Here is an 18,776-nt window from a genome sequence, read left to right as displayed (position 1 = left end):
CGGTTTTTGTTCGTAGCTACGGTTTTCTCGCCGAGATCAACTGGCTTCCCGATGGCATGGTATCGAATGCAATGTCGACGAAGCCCGCTTCCGACAGCCAGTAACGGTATTCGCGTCGGGTATACGACGCGCCTTCCGGATAAAGATTCATGAAGGTCAAATCGTAGAAGACGGCCTCCAACGGTGACACCCGGTCATCGTTGAGAATGCCGACACCGCTGATCACTATTCTTCCGCCTGACTTGAGGCTGGCATGGGTGTTGCGAATGGCTTTGGCCGCCTCGTCGCGTGATAGCACCTGGATCACCGCCTTTAGAATGGCAAGGTCGTGGGGAGTGCTCGACGGTGTCTCCACGATATTGCCGGCCTCGAATCTCAATCCATGGGCGAGTGGTTCTCCTGCCAGAAGTTTCTTCGCAAGTATTATATTCGCCGGAAATTCGAGCAGGGTAACTTGAAGGCCAGGCTTGGTCTCACGCAGTCCGATGAGGGAATGGCCAGGCCCGCCACCGATATCGATGGCCGAGTGCACGCCTTCGAAGTCGATCATGTCCGCCAGCCGGCGTCCGAAGGCCAATGCACTTGGCGCCGTTCCACGGAAGAATGCCAGTGCTTCCTCGGGATCTGACGTGGCGAAATCATGTTTCGCGGCGGGACGTGCCTCGCGAATAGATGTGGCGGTCATCAGATCTGCACGCCAGAGTTCATCGAGAAGTTGGTGCTCCTCGCCGATATAGCCGGGTTCTCCCTGGACAAGGTACGCGGCCGCCTCCGGACCATTGCAAAAACCTGTGTCGTGGATTTCCAGAAGGCCAGCCGAAACCAAGGCATACAGCAATCGCTCGAGGCGGCGCGGATCGACATTCAGAGCGCGCGCCACATCTGCTGCCGTGAGGGTAGTGTCGCCAAGTACAGTAAACACGCCGAGTATCACGCCGGCATGCAGGGCGAATGCCGGAGCAATGGATGCTTGAAGAGATTGGATGAGAGTGGGTTGCGGAATTGCATTCTTCAACGTCATCGCAAACGCCCTCGACAGAAGAAAACTCCGGTAACTTTATTGTCGTGCAATGGCTCTGTCGAGCGCTTGTTCGGTGGACGGTGAGACCGGGGGAATGGTGCAGAAGATAACTGTGGCAGCAGCTATGCCGGTCTTTCGTTGAGTGCAATCCATGCGCCGATTGGGTAATCCGAGGGCCGATATCGGCCCTCGCCGGGAATGTTGAGCACACTATAGTGCGTGAGTTTTCAATTGGATCGAGTTTGCCACGGCGGGAAATCACGCGTCGGTTGGAATGCGCGCGATAACCTTGATCTCGAAATCGAAACCGGCGAGCCAATTGACACCGATTGCGGTCCAGTTAGGGTAAGGCGGCTTGCTGAAAACCTGTTGCTTGACGGTCATGATGGATGGGAACTGGTTTTCGGGGTCAGTGTGAAACGACATCACATCCACGATATCATCGAATGTGCATCCGGCTGCGCCCAGCGTGGCCTCAAGATTTTTAAAGGCTAGTCTGACTTGCTGTTCAAAATCAGGTTCAGGCGTTCCATCGGTGCGGCTGCCGACCTGCCCGGATACGAACAGAAGGTCACCGGATCGAATGGCAGCAGAATAACCATGCTCCTCATAGAGAGCATGTTTGTTCGGGGGGAAGATTGCTTGGCGTTGTGTCATTTTCATCTCTCGTAATGGGATGGGACCGCATTTGGTGAGCGGCGCTTTGTACTTCACAGGTCATGCTATTTCATATACGGTGCGTATACGAAATAGCAGCATGCGCCTCGCATGTCAATTTCGTATACGAAGCGTATATGAATTTGAGGATAAGATGGCCAACCGGCGCCTCGAGATGATGGAAGAAAACCGCGTCAAGCTGATTGCGGCCGCACGCAGGGCCTTTGCCGAAAAAGGATATTCAGCCGCGTCAATGGACGATTTGACCGCTGAAGTTGGTCTGACGCGTGGCGCCCTCTATCATAATTTCGGGGACAAACGGGGGCTTCTGGCGGCAGTTGTCGAGCAGATCGATTCTGAAATGGCTTCGCGCGCGCAACAGATCGGGGCAGGGGCGGGAGGCGATTGGCAGTGTCTGCTGGCCGAAGGTGCGGCCTATATCGAGATGGCGCTGGATCCTGAAGTGCAACGCATCGTCTTGCGCGATGGTCCTGCCGTCTTGGGTGACCCGTCGCAATGGCCGAGCCAAAGCAGTTGTCTACAGGCGACCCGGCAAACGGTAGAGCGATTGATTTTACAAGGAGTTCTTAAACCTGTGGATGCCGAAGCCGCCGCCCGCCTTCTCAGTGGGGCAGCACTCAATGCTGCGCTTTGGATCGCTGCCAGTGACGATCCGCAGGACGTCCTGCCGAAGGCTGTCGAGGCATTCCAGTCCCTGGCCACGGGTCTTCTGGTGAGGCTCGCATAAACGGCCCTTGCTCGCGCCAATTCCAAACCAGCGCGCCATCTCAAAGAAAAATTATCCCCGCAAATCCCCGCCCTGAAAAACCGTGTGATGATCATGGGGTTCTGTCACGGATACACCGCAAGACGTTTGCGGCGAGGCAGGGCTGGCGCTCCACGTGAAGCCTCACCGTCTCCTGCAAGGAGGCTGCGAACGTCAGGCGGACCGGAAGGAGAGCCCCCGGAAAATGGATTCCCCCTGTCCTTCTGGGGCGGGTGTGCCTGTGTGGCACGCATGCCGGGNGAACGTCAGGCGGACCGGAAGGAGAGCCCCCGGAAAATGGATTCCCCCTGTCCTTCTGGGGCGGGTGTGCCTGTGTGGCACGCATGCCGGGATGAGGATCGTGACGTACCGGAACCGTGATGCTGAACGCCGGAACCGGAAATCTATGTCGCGTCGATCGTCCCGGGTCAGAGGATCCGCAGTCGGGGTCTGTAGGGAGGAGAGCTCCCGAGAGAACGCCAAACGGGGCGCTGGAAGGCGTCAATTAAATTTACTCATTAGAGGCGGTTTCCAGTGCCCCGTCCGATTGAGTGCATGTTTTTTCAAAACCACGGCGGACACCGCGCGGGGATGCTTTTGCTGTCCGCTACGCCGGATCGTTGTCTTTACATCCAGCAGTTTGGCACTAGGTCGCTTGAATGGCTTTTGGGAAAAGCCTGCATCGTTTCTTCATTCGGGAGGCCGCTGCGGGCCGGAAGAAGGAGCGCGGGAATGGCGGATGAAATCACCACGGAAACACTGAAGGTCTTGCGCGCCGACGTGCCGCTCAGCGCCACGCTGCATGTCTGGCTGAAGGCGCTGACGCCCGATGCACCGGGCACGATGGCGTTCATGCTCGGCGGCGACAAGATCGGCGAAGTCTCCGTCAGCAATGCCGAGGAATATGTGTTCCGTACCTTCGTCGCCACCAGCGGCGGTGCGCTCTCCTGTGTCTACGACAGGACGACGACGGCGGTCTCCGTCGCCTATTTTTTCAACGCCGCCGAGGTGGTGGAAAAGGGTATTACCGTCATGCACACCAGCGCCGCCAATGCGCCTGCCCCCGTGCCGCATGGCTATCATTTTCGCCCGCCCTTCGGCTGGATGAACGATCCCAATGGCTTTGGCCGTTTCGCCGGGCGCCCGCACCTGTTCTATCAGCATTACTCCCATGGCCTTCGCTGGAACACCATGCACTGGGGCCATGCGGTGTCTAAAGATTATATCCACTGGCATCACATGCCGGTCTTCCTGTTTCCCTCCGAAGACCTGACGGCGCGGCCGGACCGGAGGGGCGGGGCCTTTTCCGGTTCCGCCATCCCGATTGAGAATGACGGCGGCATCCGCGTCTTCTTCACCGAACAGGTGATCGATCGCACGCCGGAAACCCAAGTGCAGCTGACCGCCACCTCGCACAACATCATCACCGCCAGCCAGGCGGAAATCATTCTGCCCAATCGCCCGGCGGGCCTTGGCCTGACGCTCGATTTCCGCGACCCTTACGTCGTCAAGGGGCCGGACGGCCTGTGGAAAATGGTGCTCGGCAGCCTCAGCCAAAAAGGCGGCGTCATCCTTCTTTATGAGACCGATGATCCCACCGGCGCCGATGGCTGGCGTTTTACCGGAACGCTGCTGCTGGAGGAGCGGTTCGGCACCGCCGTCATCGAGTGCCCCTGCCTGCTGCCGCTCGATGGCCCGGCGAATGATCCGAAGACCCGTTGGGGCCTGATCTACGGATTGATGAACAGCACCCATGCCGATACCGGACGCAAGAACCTGACGCTGATTGCGGTCGGACATTTCGACGGGGTTCGCTTTCTGACGGATTTCGAGCAGGAACTGGATTTCGGCACCGACAACTATGCCTTTCAGGCTTTTGTCGATGACGGCGCACCGGTCGGCATCGGCTGGCTCGCCAATTGGGCGGATGTCTCCCACACGATCGATTTCCCAACCGCGATGACCCTGCCAAGAAACCTGCATCTTCAGGACGGCGCGGTGCTGACGCCACCGGTTTCGGCGGTCGAGAGCCTGCGCAACGGTGTAATCGACGAAACCAGACTTGTGACCGGCGAAACCGTTCGTCTGGAAACCGGCGCCGTCGAAATCCTGCTGGAACTGTCCTGGCCCGGCGCGCCCTTCGTTCTCCATTTCGATCATCCCGATGTGGATCTGGCGCTGCAACTTGATGCGGAGGGCCTGTCCATCCTCTACACCCTCCCGGGCGTCGTCACCCTGCCGCGCTACATCGCCCGCGGTGCCCGTCCCGTCAGTCTGCGGATTTTCCTCGATGCGGGCTCGATCGAGGTCTTTGCCGATCATGGCCGCTGGGCGGGAACGAAACGCATCGAAGGGTTCGAGCCGGTTCGCTCGGCACGTCTGGAGGCCGAGAAGGGTTACGTTACGTCAGGCAAAATTTTGGCGTTGAAACTATAGGCTTTTCCGTTCGGAATCGGTCGGAGACGGGTAAAAGGGCCGTCCCGATTTATCTAAAAACCTCTCTTTAACGTTTACCGGTTAGTAATCTCTCTGAAAGTGAGAGACTTGAGCGATGCGTATTGCGTTTATCGTCGCCCTTCTGCTTCTGGCCGGTTGTGCGAGTGCCCCAAGGGATACCCGGAATGCCTGCGCGATTTTCGAGCAGCGTGACGGCTGGTTCAACAATTGGCAGCGCGCCGCAAACCACGCCGAGCGTCAGTATGGCGTGCCGGTGCATATCCTGATGGCGACGATCTACACCGAATCCGGTTTCCGCCCGAATGCCCGGCCGCCCCGCACCAAACTGTTCGGCTTTATCCCGTGGAAACGCCAATCGACCGCCTACGGCTTCTCGCAGGCGCTGAACGGCACATGGTCGGAGTACAAGCAATCGACCGGCAACCTTTTGGCGCGGCGGACGAAATTCTCCGACGCGATCCACTTCGTCGCCTGGTATCACAACAAGAACAGCCGCAAGAACGGCATTGCCCGCAACGACGCCTACAATCTCTATCTGGCGTACTATCTCGGGGATGCCGGCTACAGAAAAGGCGGCTGGCGCGGCAATACCCAGCTGCAGAAGGCAGCCCAGCGCTCGGCAAATATCGCCAATGCCTATGCTAAGCAGTTGCGTTCCTGCAATTGAGCAGCGTGCTTAATTTGAGAAAGCTGGATCCCAATACGGCGGGCTGCCGAATGCGGCCCGCAGATGATCGGCGATCGCCCTTAATTTGACAGATGGACGCCGTCCTTCAGGGTGCGCGATGTGGATATATTCAAGCTCCGGCTGGACGCCGATATCGATGGTCTCGAGTTTGCCTGCAGTAACGTCCGCACCAACGATGAACATCGGAATGAGCGCAATACCGAGGCCCGCAATAGCCGCGTCGCGCAGCATGTCGCCATTGTTGAGGCCGAGCCCCATCTTGCCGCGCACGATCACCGTGCCGCCGATGCTGGGAAAGCGCCAGTCGGCAACGCCGCGATTGGTGTAGAAGATGCCGCGATGCTGTTCGAGTTCCTCGATGGATGCTGGCTTGCCGTTGTCCCTGAGATAGGCGGGTGAGGCTACCAGCACGCGCCGGCTTGGCGCCAGGCGCCAGGCCATCAAACGTGAATCGGCGATCGGCCCGTTGCGCACGACGGCATCGTATCCATCGGCTGCGGCATCAACCCGCCGATCATCGAGATCAAGCGTCAATTGCACATCGGGGTGTGCGGCTAGAAACGGATAAAGCGCCGGGCCGAGATGCATGCGGCCGAAGGTGACTGGCGCCGAGATGCGCAACGGCCCGGAAATTGTCCCGCGCCGTTCGGCCATGTCGGCGGTGGCCTCGTCGATTTCCTGGACGATCCGGCTGGCGCGCTCCAGAAAGGCCGCGCCATCCTCGGTCAGCGTCAGCTTGCGCGTGGTGCGATGAAGCAGGCTGGCGCCAAGGCTGCGTTCCAGTTCGGCAAGCCGCTCGCTGACCACTGATTTCGATAGCCGAAGCCGCCGGGCCGCCTCGCTGATCGATCCGCTTTCTGCCACCGCGACGAAACTTGTTATGCCATCGAGCTTCATCATTGTTCGGTTTTTCCGGATGCGAGTTCCATGATTTGCAGACTAATCAGAACGTTGGAATAAAGCCATATTCGCCTCAAGCAAACGGCATGAAGAGATAGCCACATGGCGTCTCAACCGCTCTGCCAAAGAGGAAGAGATCATGGAACGCCTGTCCAACAAAGTTGCAATCGTCACCGGTGCCAGCGCTGGCATCGGCCGCGCCACGGCAAAGCTGTTCGCAGCCGAGGGTGCAAAACTCGTCGTCGGTGCCCGCCGCCAGAGCGAACTTGACGCGCTCGTTGCCGAAATCAGGGCTGATGGCGGGCAAGCCGTCGCTCTTGCCGGTGATGTCCGCTCGGAAGATTATGCCAAGGCGCTCGTCGCACTTGCCGTCGAAAAATACGGCCGCCTTGACGTTGCCTTCAACAATGCCGGAACGCTCGGCGAAGCCGGCCCATCAACCGGCGTCTCCGAACAAGGCTGGAATGACGCTATCGCCATCAACCTCACCGGTTCGTTTCTCGGTGCGAAGCACCAGATCGCTGAAATGGTCAAACACGGCGCAGGTTCGGTAATCTTCACCTCGACCTTCGTCGGCTACAGCTTCGCGTTCCCGGGTGTTGCTGCCTACGCTGCCTCCAAGGCTGGCCTTATTGGCCTGACCCAGGCACTGGCCGCCGAATTCGGTCCGCAAGGCGTGCGCGTCAATGCCATCCTGCCAGGTGCTGTCGACACGGACATGTATCGCGAGATGAACAATACGCCTGAATCGCAGTCCTTCATCACCAACCTGCATGCGCTGAAGCGGGTGGCTACCCCTGAAGAGCTTGCCCGCTCGGTGCTTTATCTCGCCTCGGACGATGCGGCGTTCGTCACAGGGACGGCATCGCTCATCGATGGCGGCGCCTCGATCACCCGCACTTGAGCCAGTTCGCCGAACGGCAAAGAGAAGGAATTCATCATGTCACGCTTGCAGAACAAGACGGCCCTGATCACCGGCGGCACCAGCGGTATCGGCCTTGAAACCGCCCGCCAGTTTATTGCCGAGGGTGCCCGCGTTGCCGTCACTGGCACCAGCCCTGCCACCATCGAGGCGGCCCGCGCAGAACTGGGGGAAAGGGCATTGGTCATTCAGGCCGATGCCGGCAACGCCGCTGGACAAAAGGCGGTCGCGGATGCCGTGAAGACCGCGTTCGGTCATCTCGATATCCTGTTCGTCAATGCCGGTGCGGCTGATTTCCGGCCGATCGAACAGTTCGACGAGGAGGCCTTCGATCGCTCCGTCGCGATCAATGTCAAAGGTCCGTTCTTCCTGATCCAGGCGCTTTTGCCGATCCTTGCCAATCCGGCCTCGATCGTGCTCAACACTTCGATCAACGCCCATATCGGCATGCCCAATACCAGCGTCTACGCGCTTACCAAGGCCGCCTTGCTGTCCTTTGCCAAAACCCTGTCGGGTGAACTGATCGGCCGCGGCATTCGTGTCAACGCCATCAGTCCCGGCCCGGTCGCAACGCCGCTCTACGGCAAGCTCGGCATGTCGTCTGCGGATACCGAGGCCATGGCTGCGGCGAAAATCCCTGCTGGCCGCTTTGGCAACCCTTCCGAAATCGCCAAGGCTGTGGTTTTCCTCGCCTCTGACGAATCGACCTATACGGTCGGCAGCGAATTGGTCATCGATGGCGGCATGAGCAATCTCTGACGATCTCCCACATGGCCCGGTGTTTCACTATCGGGCCATGCCTATACAATCGACACAAAGTTGAAGTTTCAACATTTCCTTGAAATCGACGGTCAAAACGGGCAAAGCACCAGCCAACGACCAGTTTCAGGGAAAATCATGAGCGTTGCCTCCCGTACACCCCGTCTGCTCGACCATCTGGTCCTGCCGGTCATCGATCTGGCAACCGCCAGGCGTCGCTACGAGCAGCTTGGTTTTACCGTCGCTGCGGATGCGCTTCATCCTTTCGGAACCGAAAACGCCTGCGTGTTCTTTTCCGACAAGACCTATCTTGAGCCACTGGGTATTGCCCAGCGCGAGGATTGCGAAGCAGCGGCGCTCGCCGGCAATGCCTTTACCGCTCGTGATCAGGCTTACCGGTTCCGTCGTGGTCAAGACGGGTTTTCCGCAATCGTGGTCAGCAGCGATGATGCAAAGGCCGACCATGCCCGGTTCCAGGAAAGAGGCATTTCGGCAGGTAACATGCTGGAATTTTCGCGGCCGATGAAACTGCCGGATGGTTCCGAAGCTGTTGCCAGTTTTCGCCTGTCGTTTGCCGCCGACCTGCGCGCACCGGATTTCTTCTTTTTCAGCTGTCAGCGCGTCAAGTCGCTGCCTTCCGACCGCGCAGCGTTGGAAAGTCACGCCAATGGGGTGACCGGCCTTGCCGAGGTGGTTTTGTCGGAGCCGAACCCGACCGATTTCCAGTATATCCTTCAGGAGGTGGTCGATGAGCGCGAAGTCTCGGCGCATTCCTTCGGCATGGATATCGAAACCCGCAATGGTGTGAAAATTTCCGTCCTCAATCAGGCCGGCATGTCGGGCTTCTTCGACAAGACGACGTCGGGCCATTCGCGCGGCCTGCGCGGCCGGGCCATCGTCTTCAAGGTTGCCGATCTGGCCGTGACCGAGCATTTTCTTACCGCCAACGCGGTAGACTTCATCAGAAAAGACAATCGCCTGCTCGTTCCGGAAGCACCGGGGCAGGGCGTCATCTTCGCATTCGGAGAATAATCATGCAGACCAATGCAAACGTCGTTGCCGGCAGCGGCGCCAATCAGGTGGTGTTTTCGAATACGCAGAAGCTGTCGCTGATTGCCGGCCCCTGCCAGATGGAAAGCCGCGACCACGCCTTCATGATCGCCGGCACGATGGTCGAACTCTGCAAGTCGCTCGGCCTTGGCTATGTCTACAAGTCGTCCTTCGACAAGGCCAACCGCACGTCGATCTCCGGCAAGCGCGGCATCGGCCTGGAAAAGGCGATGGAAATCTTTGCCGACCTGAAGAAGGAATTCGGCTTTCCTGTTATCACCGACATCCACACGGAAGAGCAGTGCGCGCTGGTTGCGCCGACCGTCGATATCCTGCAGATCCCGGCCTTCCTCTCACGCCAGACCGACCTTCTGGTTGCCGCTGCCAAGACCGGTCGCGTCATCAACGTCAAGAAGGGCCAGTTCCTCGCCCCCTGGGACATGAAGAACGTGCTTGCCAAGTTCACCGAAAGCGGCAATCCGAACGTTCTGCTCTGCGAACGCGGCGCCTCCTTCGGCTATAACACGTTGGTCTCGGACATGCGCTCGCTGCCGATCATGGCGAGCCTTGGCGCGCCGGTGATCTTTGACGCCACCCATTCCGTGCAGCAGCCGGGCGGGCAGGGCGCATCGTCGGGCGGTCAGCGTGAGTTCGTTGAGACCCTGGCTCGTGCGGCCGTTGCCGTCGGTGTCGCCGGTGTGTTCATCGAGACGCATGAGGACCCGGACAATTCTCCGTCCGATGGCCCCAACATGGTCTACTTGAAGGATATGCCGCGCCTGTTGGAAACGTTGCTGGCATTCGATGCGGTCGCGAAACGCTGAGTGCGGGTTTTGTGAATTTTTCTTGAAGGCCGGGCGCTGGCTGCGATTGCTCAGGCCCCGCCATTGTAATTTCCGGTCCATGACTTATGACAGGGCCATCCTCCACCACCATGTTTGAAGCAGGGAAGAGATCATGACTGCAATCATCGACATCATCGGCCGCGAAATTCTCGACAGCCGGGGCAACCCGACCGTCGAAGTCGACGTCCATCTCGAAGACGGCAGCTTTGGCCGCGCCGCCGTTCCCTCGGGCGCTTCCACCGGCGCACATGAAGCTGTCGAACTGCGTGATGGCGACAAGCGCTATCTCGGCAAGGGTGTCGAAAAGGCTGTCGAAGCCGTCAACGGCGAAATCTTCGAAGCCATCGGCGGCATGGATGCCGAAGACCAGTTGCACATCGATGCAACGATGATCGAGCTGGACGGCACGGCCAACAAGTCGCGTCTTGGCGCCAACGCCATCCTCGGCGTTTCGCTCGCTGTTGCCAAGGCCGCCGCGGAAGCCTCCAACCTGCCGCTGTTCCGCTATGTCGGTGGCCCGAACGCCCGCCTTCTGCCGGTGCCGATGATGAACATCATCAACGGCGGTGCGCATGCCGACAACCCGATCGACTTCCAGGAGTTCATGATCATGCCGGTTGGCGCCGACAGCCTGCGTGACGCGGTTCGCATGGGCGCGGAAGTCTTCCACGTTCTCAAGAAGGAACTGTCGGCCAAGGGTCACAACACCAATGTCGGCGACGAAGGCGGCTTTGCTCCGGGCCTGAACAGCGCCACGGAAGCGCTCGACTTCATCATGAAGTCGATCGAAAAAGCTGGCTACAAGCCGGGCGAAGACATGTTCCTCGGCCTCGATTGTGCCTCGACCGAATTCTTCAAGGACGGCAAGTATGTCATGGAAGGCGAGGGCCGCACGCTCGAGCCGGGCGCAATGGCCGAATACCTGGCCGAACTGGCTGCCAAGTACCCGATCGCTTCGATCGAAGACGGTATGGCTGAAGACGATTGGGAAGGCTGGAAGACGCTGACCGATCTCGCGGGCAAGAAGTGCCAGCTGGTCGGCGACGATCTGTTCGTCACCAATTCCTCGCGCCTGCGCGACGGCATCAAGATGGGCGTCGCCAACTCGATCCTCGTCAAGGTCAACCAAATCGGTTCGCTGTCGGAAACGCTCGACGCCGTCGAGACTGCACACAAGGCTGGTTATACCGCCGTCATGTCGCACCGCTCGGGCGAAACCGAAGACTCGACCATCGCCGATCTCGCCGTTGCCACCAATTGCGGACAGATCAAGACCGGTTCGCTGTCGCGCTCTGACCGGCTTGCCAAGTACAACCAGTTGATCCGTATCGAGGAACAGCTGGGCCCGCAGGCAAAATATGCCGGCCGCTCGATCCTGCGCGGCTGATCCGCACAAGCATCGCAATGATGAAACCCGCGTCTGGAAACGGACGCGGGTTTTTCGTTGCCGGCTTTATGGTCAACGGTCGGTTAATCAATGGCTGGTAGCGTGTTTAAGTATTGCGTATCAGGGCATGATCTATGTGGACCAAACACCATAAAAAACGGCAGCTGGGGCGGTTTGTCATGCCGCTCATCACTATCGCGTTCCTTAGCTATTTCGGTTATCATTCCATTCATGGCGACTTTGGGCTGAAGGCGACGGAGACGTTTGACCGGCAGCGCATCGAGCGTCAGGCACGGCTGGATGAGCTGACCGCAAAGCGTCAGGTGCTGGAAAAGGAAGTTGCTCTGCTCAGCGACGGCTCGCTTGAGCGTGACATGCTGGACGAAAAGGCGCGGTTTGGGCTGAACATGTCTCGCAGCGACGAAATCGTTATTTTTCACTGAGTTGCCACATTAACCGGAAACAGGTTAATTCCAAATACTCTATTCTTATCAATGGTTTGATGGGAATATAAGCCATGCAAATATGGCATTGCTGTGATCGCATTCTTTCCCTATGGTACCGCAAAAGCCAACCATAGGGAGGATTGAATGGCACCGCGAAAATCCGCGTCCGTTTCCAGTCGCAAGGCAGCTGCAAAGCCAGCTAAAAAGGACTTCACCAAGGGCACGATCGCCGAGTTCGATCGCGATACCGATCTGAAGGCCTATCGCGAAATGCTCCTCATCCGCCGTTTCGAGGAAAAAGCGGGCCAGCTCTATGGCATGGGCTTCATTGGCGGTTTCTGTCACCTCTACATCGGCCAGGAAGCTGTCGTCGTCGGCATGCAGATGGCGCTGAAGGAAGGCGATCAGGTTATCACTGCCTATCGTGACCACGGTCATATGCTCGCTTGCGGCATGAGTGCACGTGGCGTCATGGCCGAGCTGACCGGTCGCCGCAGCGGGCTTTCCCGCGGCAAGGGTGGCTCGATGCACATGTTCTCCAAGGAAAAGAATTTCTACGGCGGCCACGGCATCGTCGGTGCGCAGGTCTCGCTCGGCACCGGTCTGGCCTTTGCCAATCGCTACCGCGGCAATGACAACGTTTCGCTTGCCTATTTCGGCGACGGCGCCGCCAACCAGGGCCAAGTCTACGAGAGCTTCAACATGGCGGCTCTCTGGAACCTGCCGGTCATCTACATTGTCGAGAACAACCGCTATGCCATGGGTACGTCGGTGTCGCGCGGCTCTGCCGGTCACGATTTTTCGCAACGCGGCGTAGCGCTCGGCATTCCCGGCTTCCAGGTTGATGGCATGGACGTACGCGCCGTCAAGGCGGCGGGTGATGAAGCTGTCGAGCATTGCCGGGCAGGCAAGGGGCCGATGATCCTCGAAATGCAGACTTACCGCTACCGCGGTCACTCGATGTCCGATCCGGCCAAGTACCGCTCCAAGGACGAAGTGCAGAAGATGCGCTCCGAGAACGACCCGATCGAAAAAGTAAGGGTGCGCCTGCTGGACAACGGCTGGGCGAGCGAAGACGAGCTGAAGGCAATCGACAAGGAGGTTCGCGACATCGTTGCCGACAGCGCCGATTTTGCCCAGGCCGATCCGGAGCCGGATGTATCCGAGCTCTACACCGATATTCTGCTTTAAGACCGGGACGAGGAAAACATCATGCCTATCGAAATTCTGATGCCCGCTCTGTCCCCGACGATGGAAGAAGGCACGCTCAGCAAGTGGCTGAAAAACGAAGGTGACAAGGTCACTTCCGGCGACGTGATCGCCGAAATCGAAACCGACAAGGCGACCATGGAAGTGGAAGCCGTTGACGAAGGCGTTATCGGCAAGCTCCTGATTGCTGCCGGCACCGAAGGCGTCAAGGTGAATACCGCGATTGCAGTCCTGCTGCAGGACGGCGAGAGCGCCGGGGATGTTGCCGCGCCGAAGGCCGCGGCACCTGTTGCTGCAGAGCCCGCCAAGACCGAAGCACCGGCAAAGTCGGAAGCATCCGCGCCCGTTCCGGCCCAGCCGAAAGCTGACATTCCCTCCGACCCGGATATTCCGGCCGGTACCGAAATGGTCTCCACCACCGTGCGCGAAGCGCTTCGTGATGCGATGGCCGAAGAAATGCGCCGCAGCGAAGACGTCTTCGTCATGGGCGAGGAAGTCGCCGAATACCAGGGCGCCTACAAGATCACGCAGGGGCTGCTGCAGGAATTCGGTCCCCGCCGCGTTGTCGACACGCCGATCACCGAACACGGCTTTGCCGGTATCGGCGTCGGTGCTGCGATGACCGGCCTGCGCCCGATCGTCGAGTTCATGACCTTCAACTTCGCCATGCAGGCGATCGACCATATCATCAACTCGGCGGCAAAGACCCTCTATATGTCCGGTGGACAGATGGGCGCTCCGATGGTGTTCCGTGGTCCGTCGGGTGCTGCTGCCCGTGTCGGCGCCCAGCACTCGCAGTGCTATGCCGCTTGGTACAGCCATATTCCAGGCCTCAAGGTCGTCATGCCGTACACGGCCGCTGACGCGAAGGGTCTGCTTAAGGCTGCGATCCGCGATCCGAACCCGGTGATCTTCCTCGAAAATGAAATCCTCTACGGTCACTCCTTCGATGTGCCGAAGATGGACGATTTCGTCCTGCCGATCGGCAAGGCGCGCACACATCGCGTCGGCAAGGATGCCACCATCGTTTCCTTCGGCATCGGCATGACCTATGCGGTCAAGGCTGCAGCGGAACTGGAGAAGGAAGGCATCGACGTCGAGATCATCGACCTCAGAACCATCCGTCCGATGGACCTTCCGGCGGTCATTGAATCGGTCAAGAAAACCGGCCGTCTGGTCACCGTCGAGGAAGGCTTCCCGCAGTCCTCCGTCGGTACCGAAATTGCCACCCGCGTCATGCAGCAGGCCTTCGATTATCTCGATGCGCCGATCCTGACGATCGCCGGCAAGGACGTTCCGATGCCTTACGCCGCCAACCTTGAAAAGCTGGCCCTGCCGAATGTCGGCGAAGTCGTCCAGGCGGTAAAGACCGTCTGCTACAAATAAGGGAGGGTGAAGAGATGCCTATCAACATCACCATGCCAGCCCTTTCGCCGACCATGGAAGAGGGCAACCTCGCCAAATGGCTGGTTAAGGAAGGTGACAAGGTCTCCGCCGGTGACGTTCTCTGCGAGATCGAGACCGACAAGGCGACGATGGAAGTCGAAGCCGTCGACGAAGGCACCGTGGCCAAGCTCGTCGTTGCAGCAGGCACCGAAGGCGTCAAGGTCAATGCCGTGATCGCCATCCTCGCTGCTGATGGAGAAGACATTGCTGCTGCCGCTTCCGGCGGCGGTGCGGCACCGGCTGCGAAGGCCGAGCCTGCCAAGGCTGAAGCCGCACCGGCAAAAACAGAAGCGGCACCAGCCGCTGCTCCGGCCCCGGCTGCCGCACAGGCATCGGCTCCGGCGTCATCCGGCATGCGCACCTTCTCATCGCCGCTGGCCCGCCGTCTGGCCAAGGATGCCGGGATCGATATCTCGGCTGTTGCCGGCACGGGCCCGCATGGCCGCGTGATCAAGAAGGATGTGGAAACTGCCGTTGCCGGTGGTGGCGCAAAAGCTGCACCTTCCGCTGCTGCTCCGGCAACCGCGGCCGCATCTGCTTCGGCACCACTTGCCAAGGGCGCGTCCGACGAAGCTGTTCTCAAGAACTTCGCCGAAGGCTCCTACGAACTCGTGCCGCATGACGGCATGCGCAAGGTGATCGCCAAGCGCCTGCAGGAGAGCAAGCAGACCATTCCGCATTTCTACGTCTCCGTCGATTGCGAACTGGATGCGCTGCTTGCGCTGCGTGCGCAGCTCAATACGGCAGCGCCGGAACGGGACGGCAAGCCAGCCTACAAGCTCTCGGTCAACGACATGGTCATCAAGGCGCTTGCCTTGGCCCTGCGCGACGTTCCGGATGCCAACGTCTCCTGGACCGAAACCAACATGGTCAAGCACAAGCACGCCGATGTTGGTGTTGCCGTGTCGATCCCGGGTGGCCTGATCACGCCGATCGTCCGCAGCGCCGAGCTGAAGAGCCTGTCGGCCATCTCCAACGAGATGAAGGATCTCGGCGCCCGCGCCAAGAGCCGCAAGCTGAAGCCCGAAGAGTTCCAGGGCGGCACGACGGCTGTGTCGAACATGGGCATGATGGGCGTCAAGAATTTCGCCGCTGTCGTCAATCCTCCGCATGCAACGATCCTTGCGATCGGGGCCGGCGAGGAGCGGGTCGTGGTCAAGAAGGGCCAGATGGTCGTTGCCAATGTCATGACCGTGACGCTGTCGACCGACCACCGTGCCGTCGATGGCGCGCTTGGAGCCGAACTGCTCGGCGCGTTCAAGCGCTACATCGAAAGCCCGATGGGCATGCTGGTCTAAGTGAATTTTCCCTCCCCCTCGCGGGGAGGGTGTCCGCTTACGTCCGTGAGCGAAGACTCTTTCACGCGACGGCGTCGCGTGACTTGATTCCTGTGACAAGTACAGGGAAGTTTAGGTTTTCGGGTCATTGGCTCGCTGAAGGTCGATCTTGATGAAAACAGTCCTCTGCTATGGTGACAGTCTGACCTGGGGATATGACGCCGAGACCGGCGGGCGGCATGCCTTGGACGACCGCTGGCCAAGTGTCCTGCAGAAGGCGCTGGGCAGCGGCGTGCACGTGATTGCCGAAGGTCTGAACGGTCGCACGACGGCTTACGACGACCATCTGGCTGATTGCGACCGCAACGGCGTGCGTATCCTGCCGACCGTCTTGCAGACCCATGCCCCGGTCGATTTGGTTATTCTTCTGCTTGGCACCAACGATATGAAGCCCTTGGTGCATGGAACCGCTTTTGGCGCGGTGAAGGGCATCGAGAGACTGGTCAAGCTCGTCTGGCACCACAGCTGGCCGGACGTTCAGGCCGAAGCGCCTGAAATCCTGATCGTTGCGCCGCCGGTGATCTGCGAAACGGCGAATGCTAATTTTGCGGCGATGTATGCAGGCGCTATCGATCAGTCATCGATGCTGGCCTCGCTTTATGCCGATCTGGCCGACGAACTCGGTTGCGGATTTTTCGATGCCGGTTCGGTGGCGCGGACAACGCCGCTCGATGGGGTGCATCTGGACACGGAAAACACACGCGCCATCGGACGCGGCCTTGAGCCGATGGTCCGGATGATGCTCGGGCTCTGAATGACGGCGGCCTTGCATTTGCGGGCGGCGGAACGGTGGGATGCGGCAGATCTGGCCATCCTGGTCGATATCGCCTCGCATGGTTTTGCGACCTGGCTTTGGCACGGCGCCGTGATGCGCGGAACCAAGGATACCGCCATGGAGCAGGGGCGGTCGCGGATGCGGATGGATGACGAGCCGGGCGCCTGGAAAGATGCGACACTGGCCGAATGGAACAATGAGATTGCCGGCGTTTCGATCGGCTACGATCTGGATGAGACCGTGCGCGAGATGATCGCGCCGCATCCGGTGATCAAGCCGTTGCTGGAGTTGCAGGTCATGGTGATCGGCAGCCGGTTCATCGACAGTCTGGGTGTCTACCGGCACCATCGCGGCAAGGGTATCGGACGGGCACTGTTGACCCACGAAATCGATAAGGCCAAGGGCAGGCAGGTCAGCCTGATCACCGAAAGCCATAATGACACGGCGCTGGCGCTCTATGCAGCCAACGGATTTGCGGAGAAGGCGAGGCTTGCAGCCGTGCCGCTCTTTGAGGATAGCAAAAGGCATGAATGGGTTTTGCTGGCCCGGAACATGACCTAAGGAAGAGGCAGGAAACAAGAATGGCAAACTCCTACGACGTCATCGTGATCGGTTCCGGCCCCGGCGGCTATATCGCGGCCATCCGCGCAGCCCAGCTGGGCCTGAAGGTAGCCGTGGTCGAGCGCGAGCATCTGGCCGGCATCTGCTCCAACTGGGGCTGTATCCCGACCAAGGCGCTGCTGCGCTCTGCCGAAGTACTGCACCTTGCAGAGCACGCGAAGAACTATGGCCTGACGCTCGAAGGCAAGATTTCGCCGGATCTGCAGGCCATCGTCAAGCGTTCACGCGGCATTGCCGAACGCATGAATGGCGGCGTCGCCTTCCTGATGAAGAAGAACAAGGTCGACGTGATCTGGGGCGAGGCCAAGCTCACCAAGGCCAACGAGATCGTCGTTGCCAAGACCACCAAGGCGATCGTCCAGCCGCAGGGTCCGATCCCGAAGAACACTTTGGGCGAGGGCACCTACACCGCCAAGCATATCATCGTCGCCACCGGCGCCCGTCCGCGCGCGCTGCCGGGCATCGAGCCGGATGGCAAGCTGATCTGGACCTATTTCGAGGCGATGAAGCCGGAAGAAATGCCGAAGTCGCTGCTGGTTATGGGCTCCGGCGCCATCGGCATCGAATTTGCCTCGTTCTACCGGACCATGGGCGTCGATGTGACCGTGGTTGAGGTCATGAGCCAGGTCATGCCGGTCGAGGATGCCGAAATCTCCGCCTTCGCCAAGAAGCAGTTCGACAAGCAGGGCATGAAGATCATCCTTGATGCCAAGGTGACGAAGGTCGAGAAGGCCGCCAACTCGGTGACGGCCCATGTCGAGAAGAAGGACGGCTCGGTCGAGAAGATCACTGCTGACCGGATGATTTCGGCTGTCGGCGTCCAGGGCAATATCGAGAACCTCGGTCTCGAGGCGCTCGGCGTCAAGACTGATCGCGGCTGCATCGTCATCGACGGTTACGGCAAGACCAACGTGCCGGGCGTCTACGCGATCGGCGACGTTGCCGGCCCGCCGATGCTGGCCCACAAGGCAGAGCATGAAGCCGTCATCTGCGTCGAAAAGATCGCCGGCCTGCCGAACGTTCATCCGATGGACAAGCTGAAGATTCCGGGCTGCACCTATTGCAACCCGCAGGTTGCCTCCGTTGGTCTGACGGAAGCCAAGGCCAAGGCCGAAGGCCGCGACATTCGCGTTGGCCGCTTCCCGTTTGTCGCGAACGGCAAGGCGATCGCGCTTGGTGAAGACCAGGGGCTGGTGAAGACCATCTTCGACAAGAAGACCGGCGAACTGCTCGGTGCGCATCTGGTTGGCGCCGAAGTCACCGAACTGATTCAGGGTTTTGTCGTTGCCATGAACCTCGAAACAACCGAGGAAGACCTGATGCACACGATCTTCCCGCACCCGACGATTTCGGAAACGTTGAAGGAAAGCGTGCTCGATGCCTATGGGCGTGCACTGAACGCTTGATTGTGCTAGGGCTCGCCTCCATCTGAAGGCGGGTCACTCTGTCTGGCCCGAAGGGCGCGCTGTTGCGCTTGAAGCAAAAATGGA

General features: G+C 59.6%; 18 protein-coding genes. 15 read left to right on the top strand and 3 right to left on the bottom strand.

Translation table 11 applies throughout. The features are described from left to right. Positions 1–16: 16 nt before the first annotated feature. Both ASD36_RS16650 and ASD36_RS16645 read right to left on the bottom strand, forming a co-directional pair. Positions 17–1,021, bottom strand: a complete 1,005-nt coding sequence (locus tag ASD36_RS16650) for a methyltransferase (protein ID WP_060505155.1) — start codon at positions 1,019–1,021, stop codon at positions 17–19. A gap of 258 nt (positions 1,022–1,279) precedes the next feature. After that, the gene (locus ASD36_RS16645; protein WP_060505156.1) at positions 1,280–1,678 is read right to left on the bottom strand and encodes a RidA family protein; all 399 of its coding nucleotides are present in this window, start codon (positions 1,676–1,678) and stop codon (positions 1,280–1,282) included. Positions 1,679–1,832: 154 nt separating this feature from the next. Here ASD36_RS16645 and ASD36_RS16640 point away from each other — a divergent pair, with 154 nt between their 5' ends. From ASD36_RS16640 to ASD36_RS16630, 3 genes are all read left to right on the top strand, one after another. Next, the gene (locus tag ASD36_RS16640; RefSeq protein ID WP_060505157.1) at positions 1,833–2,426 is read left to right on the top strand and encodes a TetR/AcrR family transcriptional regulator; all 594 of its coding nucleotides are present in this window, start codon (positions 1,833–1,835) and stop codon (positions 2,424–2,426) included. Positions 2,427–3,176: 750 nt separating this feature from the next. Next, complete coding sequence (locus ASD36_RS16635) at positions 3,177–4,880, top strand: GH32 C-terminal domain-containing protein (RefSeq protein ID WP_060505158.1); 1,704 nt, start codon at positions 3,177–3,179, stop codon at positions 4,878–4,880. 115 nt (positions 4,881–4,995) lie between these two features. Continuing rightward, on the top strand, positions 4,996–5,568 hold the full coding sequence (locus ASD36_RS16630; protein WP_060505159.1) for a transglycosylase SLT domain-containing protein: 573 nt from the start codon (positions 4,996–4,998) through the stop codon (positions 5,566–5,568). Between the two features lie 9 nt (positions 5,569–5,577). Here ASD36_RS16630 and ASD36_RS16625 read toward each other — a convergent pair whose 3' ends face one another. Then, positions 5,578–6,489 carry a LysR family transcriptional regulator gene (locus ASD36_RS16625; RefSeq protein ID WP_060505160.1) on the bottom strand — a complete coding sequence of 304 codons (912 nt, stop codon included), beginning with the start codon at positions 6,487–6,489 and terminating at the stop codon, positions 5,578–5,580. A 139-nt stretch (positions 6,490–6,628) separates the two neighbouring features. Between ASD36_RS16625 and ASD36_RS16620 the strand changes: the two genes are divergently transcribed. The 12 genes from ASD36_RS16620 (at position 6,629) to lpdA (ending at position 18,692) form a co-directional block, all read left to right on the top strand. Further along, positions 6,629–7,393: an SDR family oxidoreductase gene (locus ASD36_RS16620; RefSeq protein WP_060505161.1), complete on the top strand. Its 765-nt coding sequence runs from the start codon at positions 6,629–6,631 to the stop codon at positions 7,391–7,393. Between the two features lie 36 nt (positions 7,394–7,429). Then, positions 7,430–8,170 (top strand): SDR family oxidoreductase, encoded by a 741-nt coding sequence (locus tag ASD36_RS16615; RefSeq protein ID WP_060505162.1) that lies wholly within the window; start codon positions 7,430–7,432, stop codon positions 8,168–8,170. 138 nt (positions 8,171–8,308) lie between these two features. Next, complete coding sequence (locus ASD36_RS16610) at positions 8,309–9,202, top strand: VOC family protein (protein ID WP_060505163.1); 894 nt, start codon at positions 8,309–8,311, stop codon at positions 9,200–9,202. After that, entirely contained in the window at positions 9,202–10,044 is an 843-nt protein-coding gene (gene kdsA, locus ASD36_RS16605) for a 3-deoxy-8-phosphooctulonate synthase (protein ID WP_200954908.1), read from the top strand. Before ASD36_RS16610 ends, kdsA begins: the two co-directional genes overlap by 1 nt. Positions 10,045–10,177: 133 nt before the next feature. Beyond that, entirely contained in the window at positions 10,178–11,452 is a 1,275-nt protein-coding gene (gene eno, locus ASD36_RS16600) for a phosphopyruvate hydratase (protein ID WP_060505165.1), read from the top strand. A 134-nt stretch (positions 11,453–11,586) separates the two neighbouring features. Beyond that, a complete protein-coding gene (locus ASD36_RS16595) occupies positions 11,587–11,895 on the top strand; it encodes a septum formation initiator family protein (RefSeq protein ID WP_060505166.1) in 309 nt (102 codons plus the stop codon). 147 nt (positions 11,896–12,042) lie between these two features. Then, complete coding sequence (pdhA, locus tag ASD36_RS16590) at positions 12,043–13,089, top strand: pyruvate dehydrogenase (acetyl-transferring) E1 component subunit alpha (protein ID WP_060505167.1); 1,047 nt, start codon at positions 12,043–12,045, stop codon at positions 13,087–13,089. 21 nt (positions 13,090–13,110) lie between these two features. Next, the gene (locus ASD36_RS16585; RefSeq protein ID WP_060505168.1) at positions 13,111–14,493 is read left to right on the top strand and encodes a pyruvate dehydrogenase complex E1 component subunit beta; all 1,383 of its coding nucleotides are present in this window, start codon (positions 13,111–13,113) and stop codon (positions 14,491–14,493) included. 14 nt (positions 14,494–14,507) lie between these two features. After that, positions 14,508–15,851 carry a pyruvate dehydrogenase complex dihydrolipoamide acetyltransferase gene (locus tag ASD36_RS16580; protein ID WP_060505169.1) on the top strand — a complete coding sequence of 448 codons (1,344 nt, stop codon included), beginning with the start codon at positions 14,508–14,510 and terminating at the stop codon, positions 15,849–15,851. A gap of 151 nt (positions 15,852–16,002) precedes the next feature. After that, positions 16,003–16,644 (top strand): SGNH/GDSL hydrolase family protein, encoded by a 642-nt coding sequence (locus tag ASD36_RS16575; protein ID WP_112834678.1) that lies wholly within the window; start codon positions 16,003–16,005, stop codon positions 16,642–16,644. Further along, a complete protein-coding gene (locus tag ASD36_RS16570; RefSeq protein ID WP_060505171.1) occupies positions 16,645–17,226 on the top strand; it encodes a GNAT family N-acetyltransferase in 582 nt (193 codons plus the stop codon). A 20-nt stretch (positions 17,227–17,246) separates the two neighbouring features. Further along, on the top strand, positions 17,247–18,692 hold the full coding sequence (lpdA, locus tag ASD36_RS16565; RefSeq protein WP_060505172.1) for a dihydrolipoyl dehydrogenase: 1,446 nt from the start codon (positions 17,247–17,249) through the stop codon (positions 18,690–18,692). Positions 18,693–18,776: the final 84 nt, after the last annotated feature.

This window comes from Rhizobium sp. Root1334, from assembly GCF_001426665.1.
Lineage (GTDB): Bacteria > Pseudomonadota > Alphaproteobacteria > Rhizobiales > Rhizobiaceae > Pararhizobium.
Note: the sequence above shows the minus strand (reverse complement) of the source record. Positions and strands in the feature narration are given on the sequence as shown.

Coding starts and splice junctions, on each gene's coding strand:
- ASD36_RS16595 (WP_060505166.1), top strand. CDS start 11,587: ATGTGGACCAAACACCATAAAAAACGGCAGCTGGGGCGGTTTGTCATG.
- ASD36_RS16615 (WP_060505162.1), top strand. CDS start 7,430: ATGTCACGCTTGCAGAACAAGACGGCCCTGATCACCGGCGGCACCAGC.
- ASD36_RS16635 (WP_060505158.1), top strand. CDS start 3,177: ATGGCGGATGAAATCACCACGGAAACACTGAAGGTCTTGCGCGCCGAC.
- ASD36_RS16575 (WP_112834678.1), top strand. CDS start 16,003: ATGAAAACAGTCCTCTGCTATGGTGACAGTCTGACCTGGGGATATGAC.
- eno (WP_060505165.1), top strand. CDS start 10,178: ATGACTGCAATCATCGACATCATCGGCCGCGAAATTCTCGACAGCCGG.
- ASD36_RS16610 (WP_060505163.1), top strand. CDS start 8,309: ATGAGCGTTGCCTCCCGTACACCCCGTCTGCTCGACCATCTGGTCCTG.
- ASD36_RS16640 (WP_060505157.1), top strand. CDS start 1,833: ATGGCCAACCGGCGCCTCGAGATGATGGAAGAAAACCGCGTCAAGCTG.
- ASD36_RS16570 (WP_060505171.1), top strand. CDS start 16,645: ATGACGGCGGCCTTGCATTTGCGGGCGGCGGAACGGTGGGATGCGGCA.
- ASD36_RS16580 (WP_060505169.1), top strand. CDS start 14,508: ATGCCTATCAACATCACCATGCCAGCCCTTTCGCCGACCATGGAAGAG.
- lpdA (WP_060505172.1), top strand. CDS start 17,247: ATGGCAAACTCCTACGACGTCATCGTGATCGGTTCCGGCCCCGGCGGC.
- ASD36_RS16645 (WP_060505156.1), bottom strand. CDS start 1,678: ATGACACAACGCCAAGCAATCTTCCCCCCGAACAAACATGCTCTCTAT.
- pdhA (WP_060505167.1), top strand. CDS start 12,043: ATGGCACCGCGAAAATCCGCGTCCGTTTCCAGTCGCAAGGCAGCTGCA.
- ASD36_RS16625 (WP_060505160.1), bottom strand. CDS start 6,489: ATGATGAAGCTCGATGGCATAACAAGTTTCGTCGCGGTGGCAGAAAGC.
- ASD36_RS16630 (WP_060505159.1), top strand. CDS start 4,996: ATGCGTATTGCGTTTATCGTCGCCCTTCTGCTTCTGGCCGGTTGTGCG.
- ASD36_RS16650 (WP_060505155.1), bottom strand. CDS start 1,021: ATGACGTTGAAGAATGCAATTCCGCAACCCACTCTCATCCAATCTCTT.
- ASD36_RS16585 (WP_060505168.1), top strand. CDS start 13,111: ATGCCTATCGAAATTCTGATGCCCGCTCTGTCCCCGACGATGGAAGAA.
- ASD36_RS16620 (WP_060505161.1), top strand. CDS start 6,629: ATGGAACGCCTGTCCAACAAAGTTGCAATCGTCACCGGTGCCAGCGCT.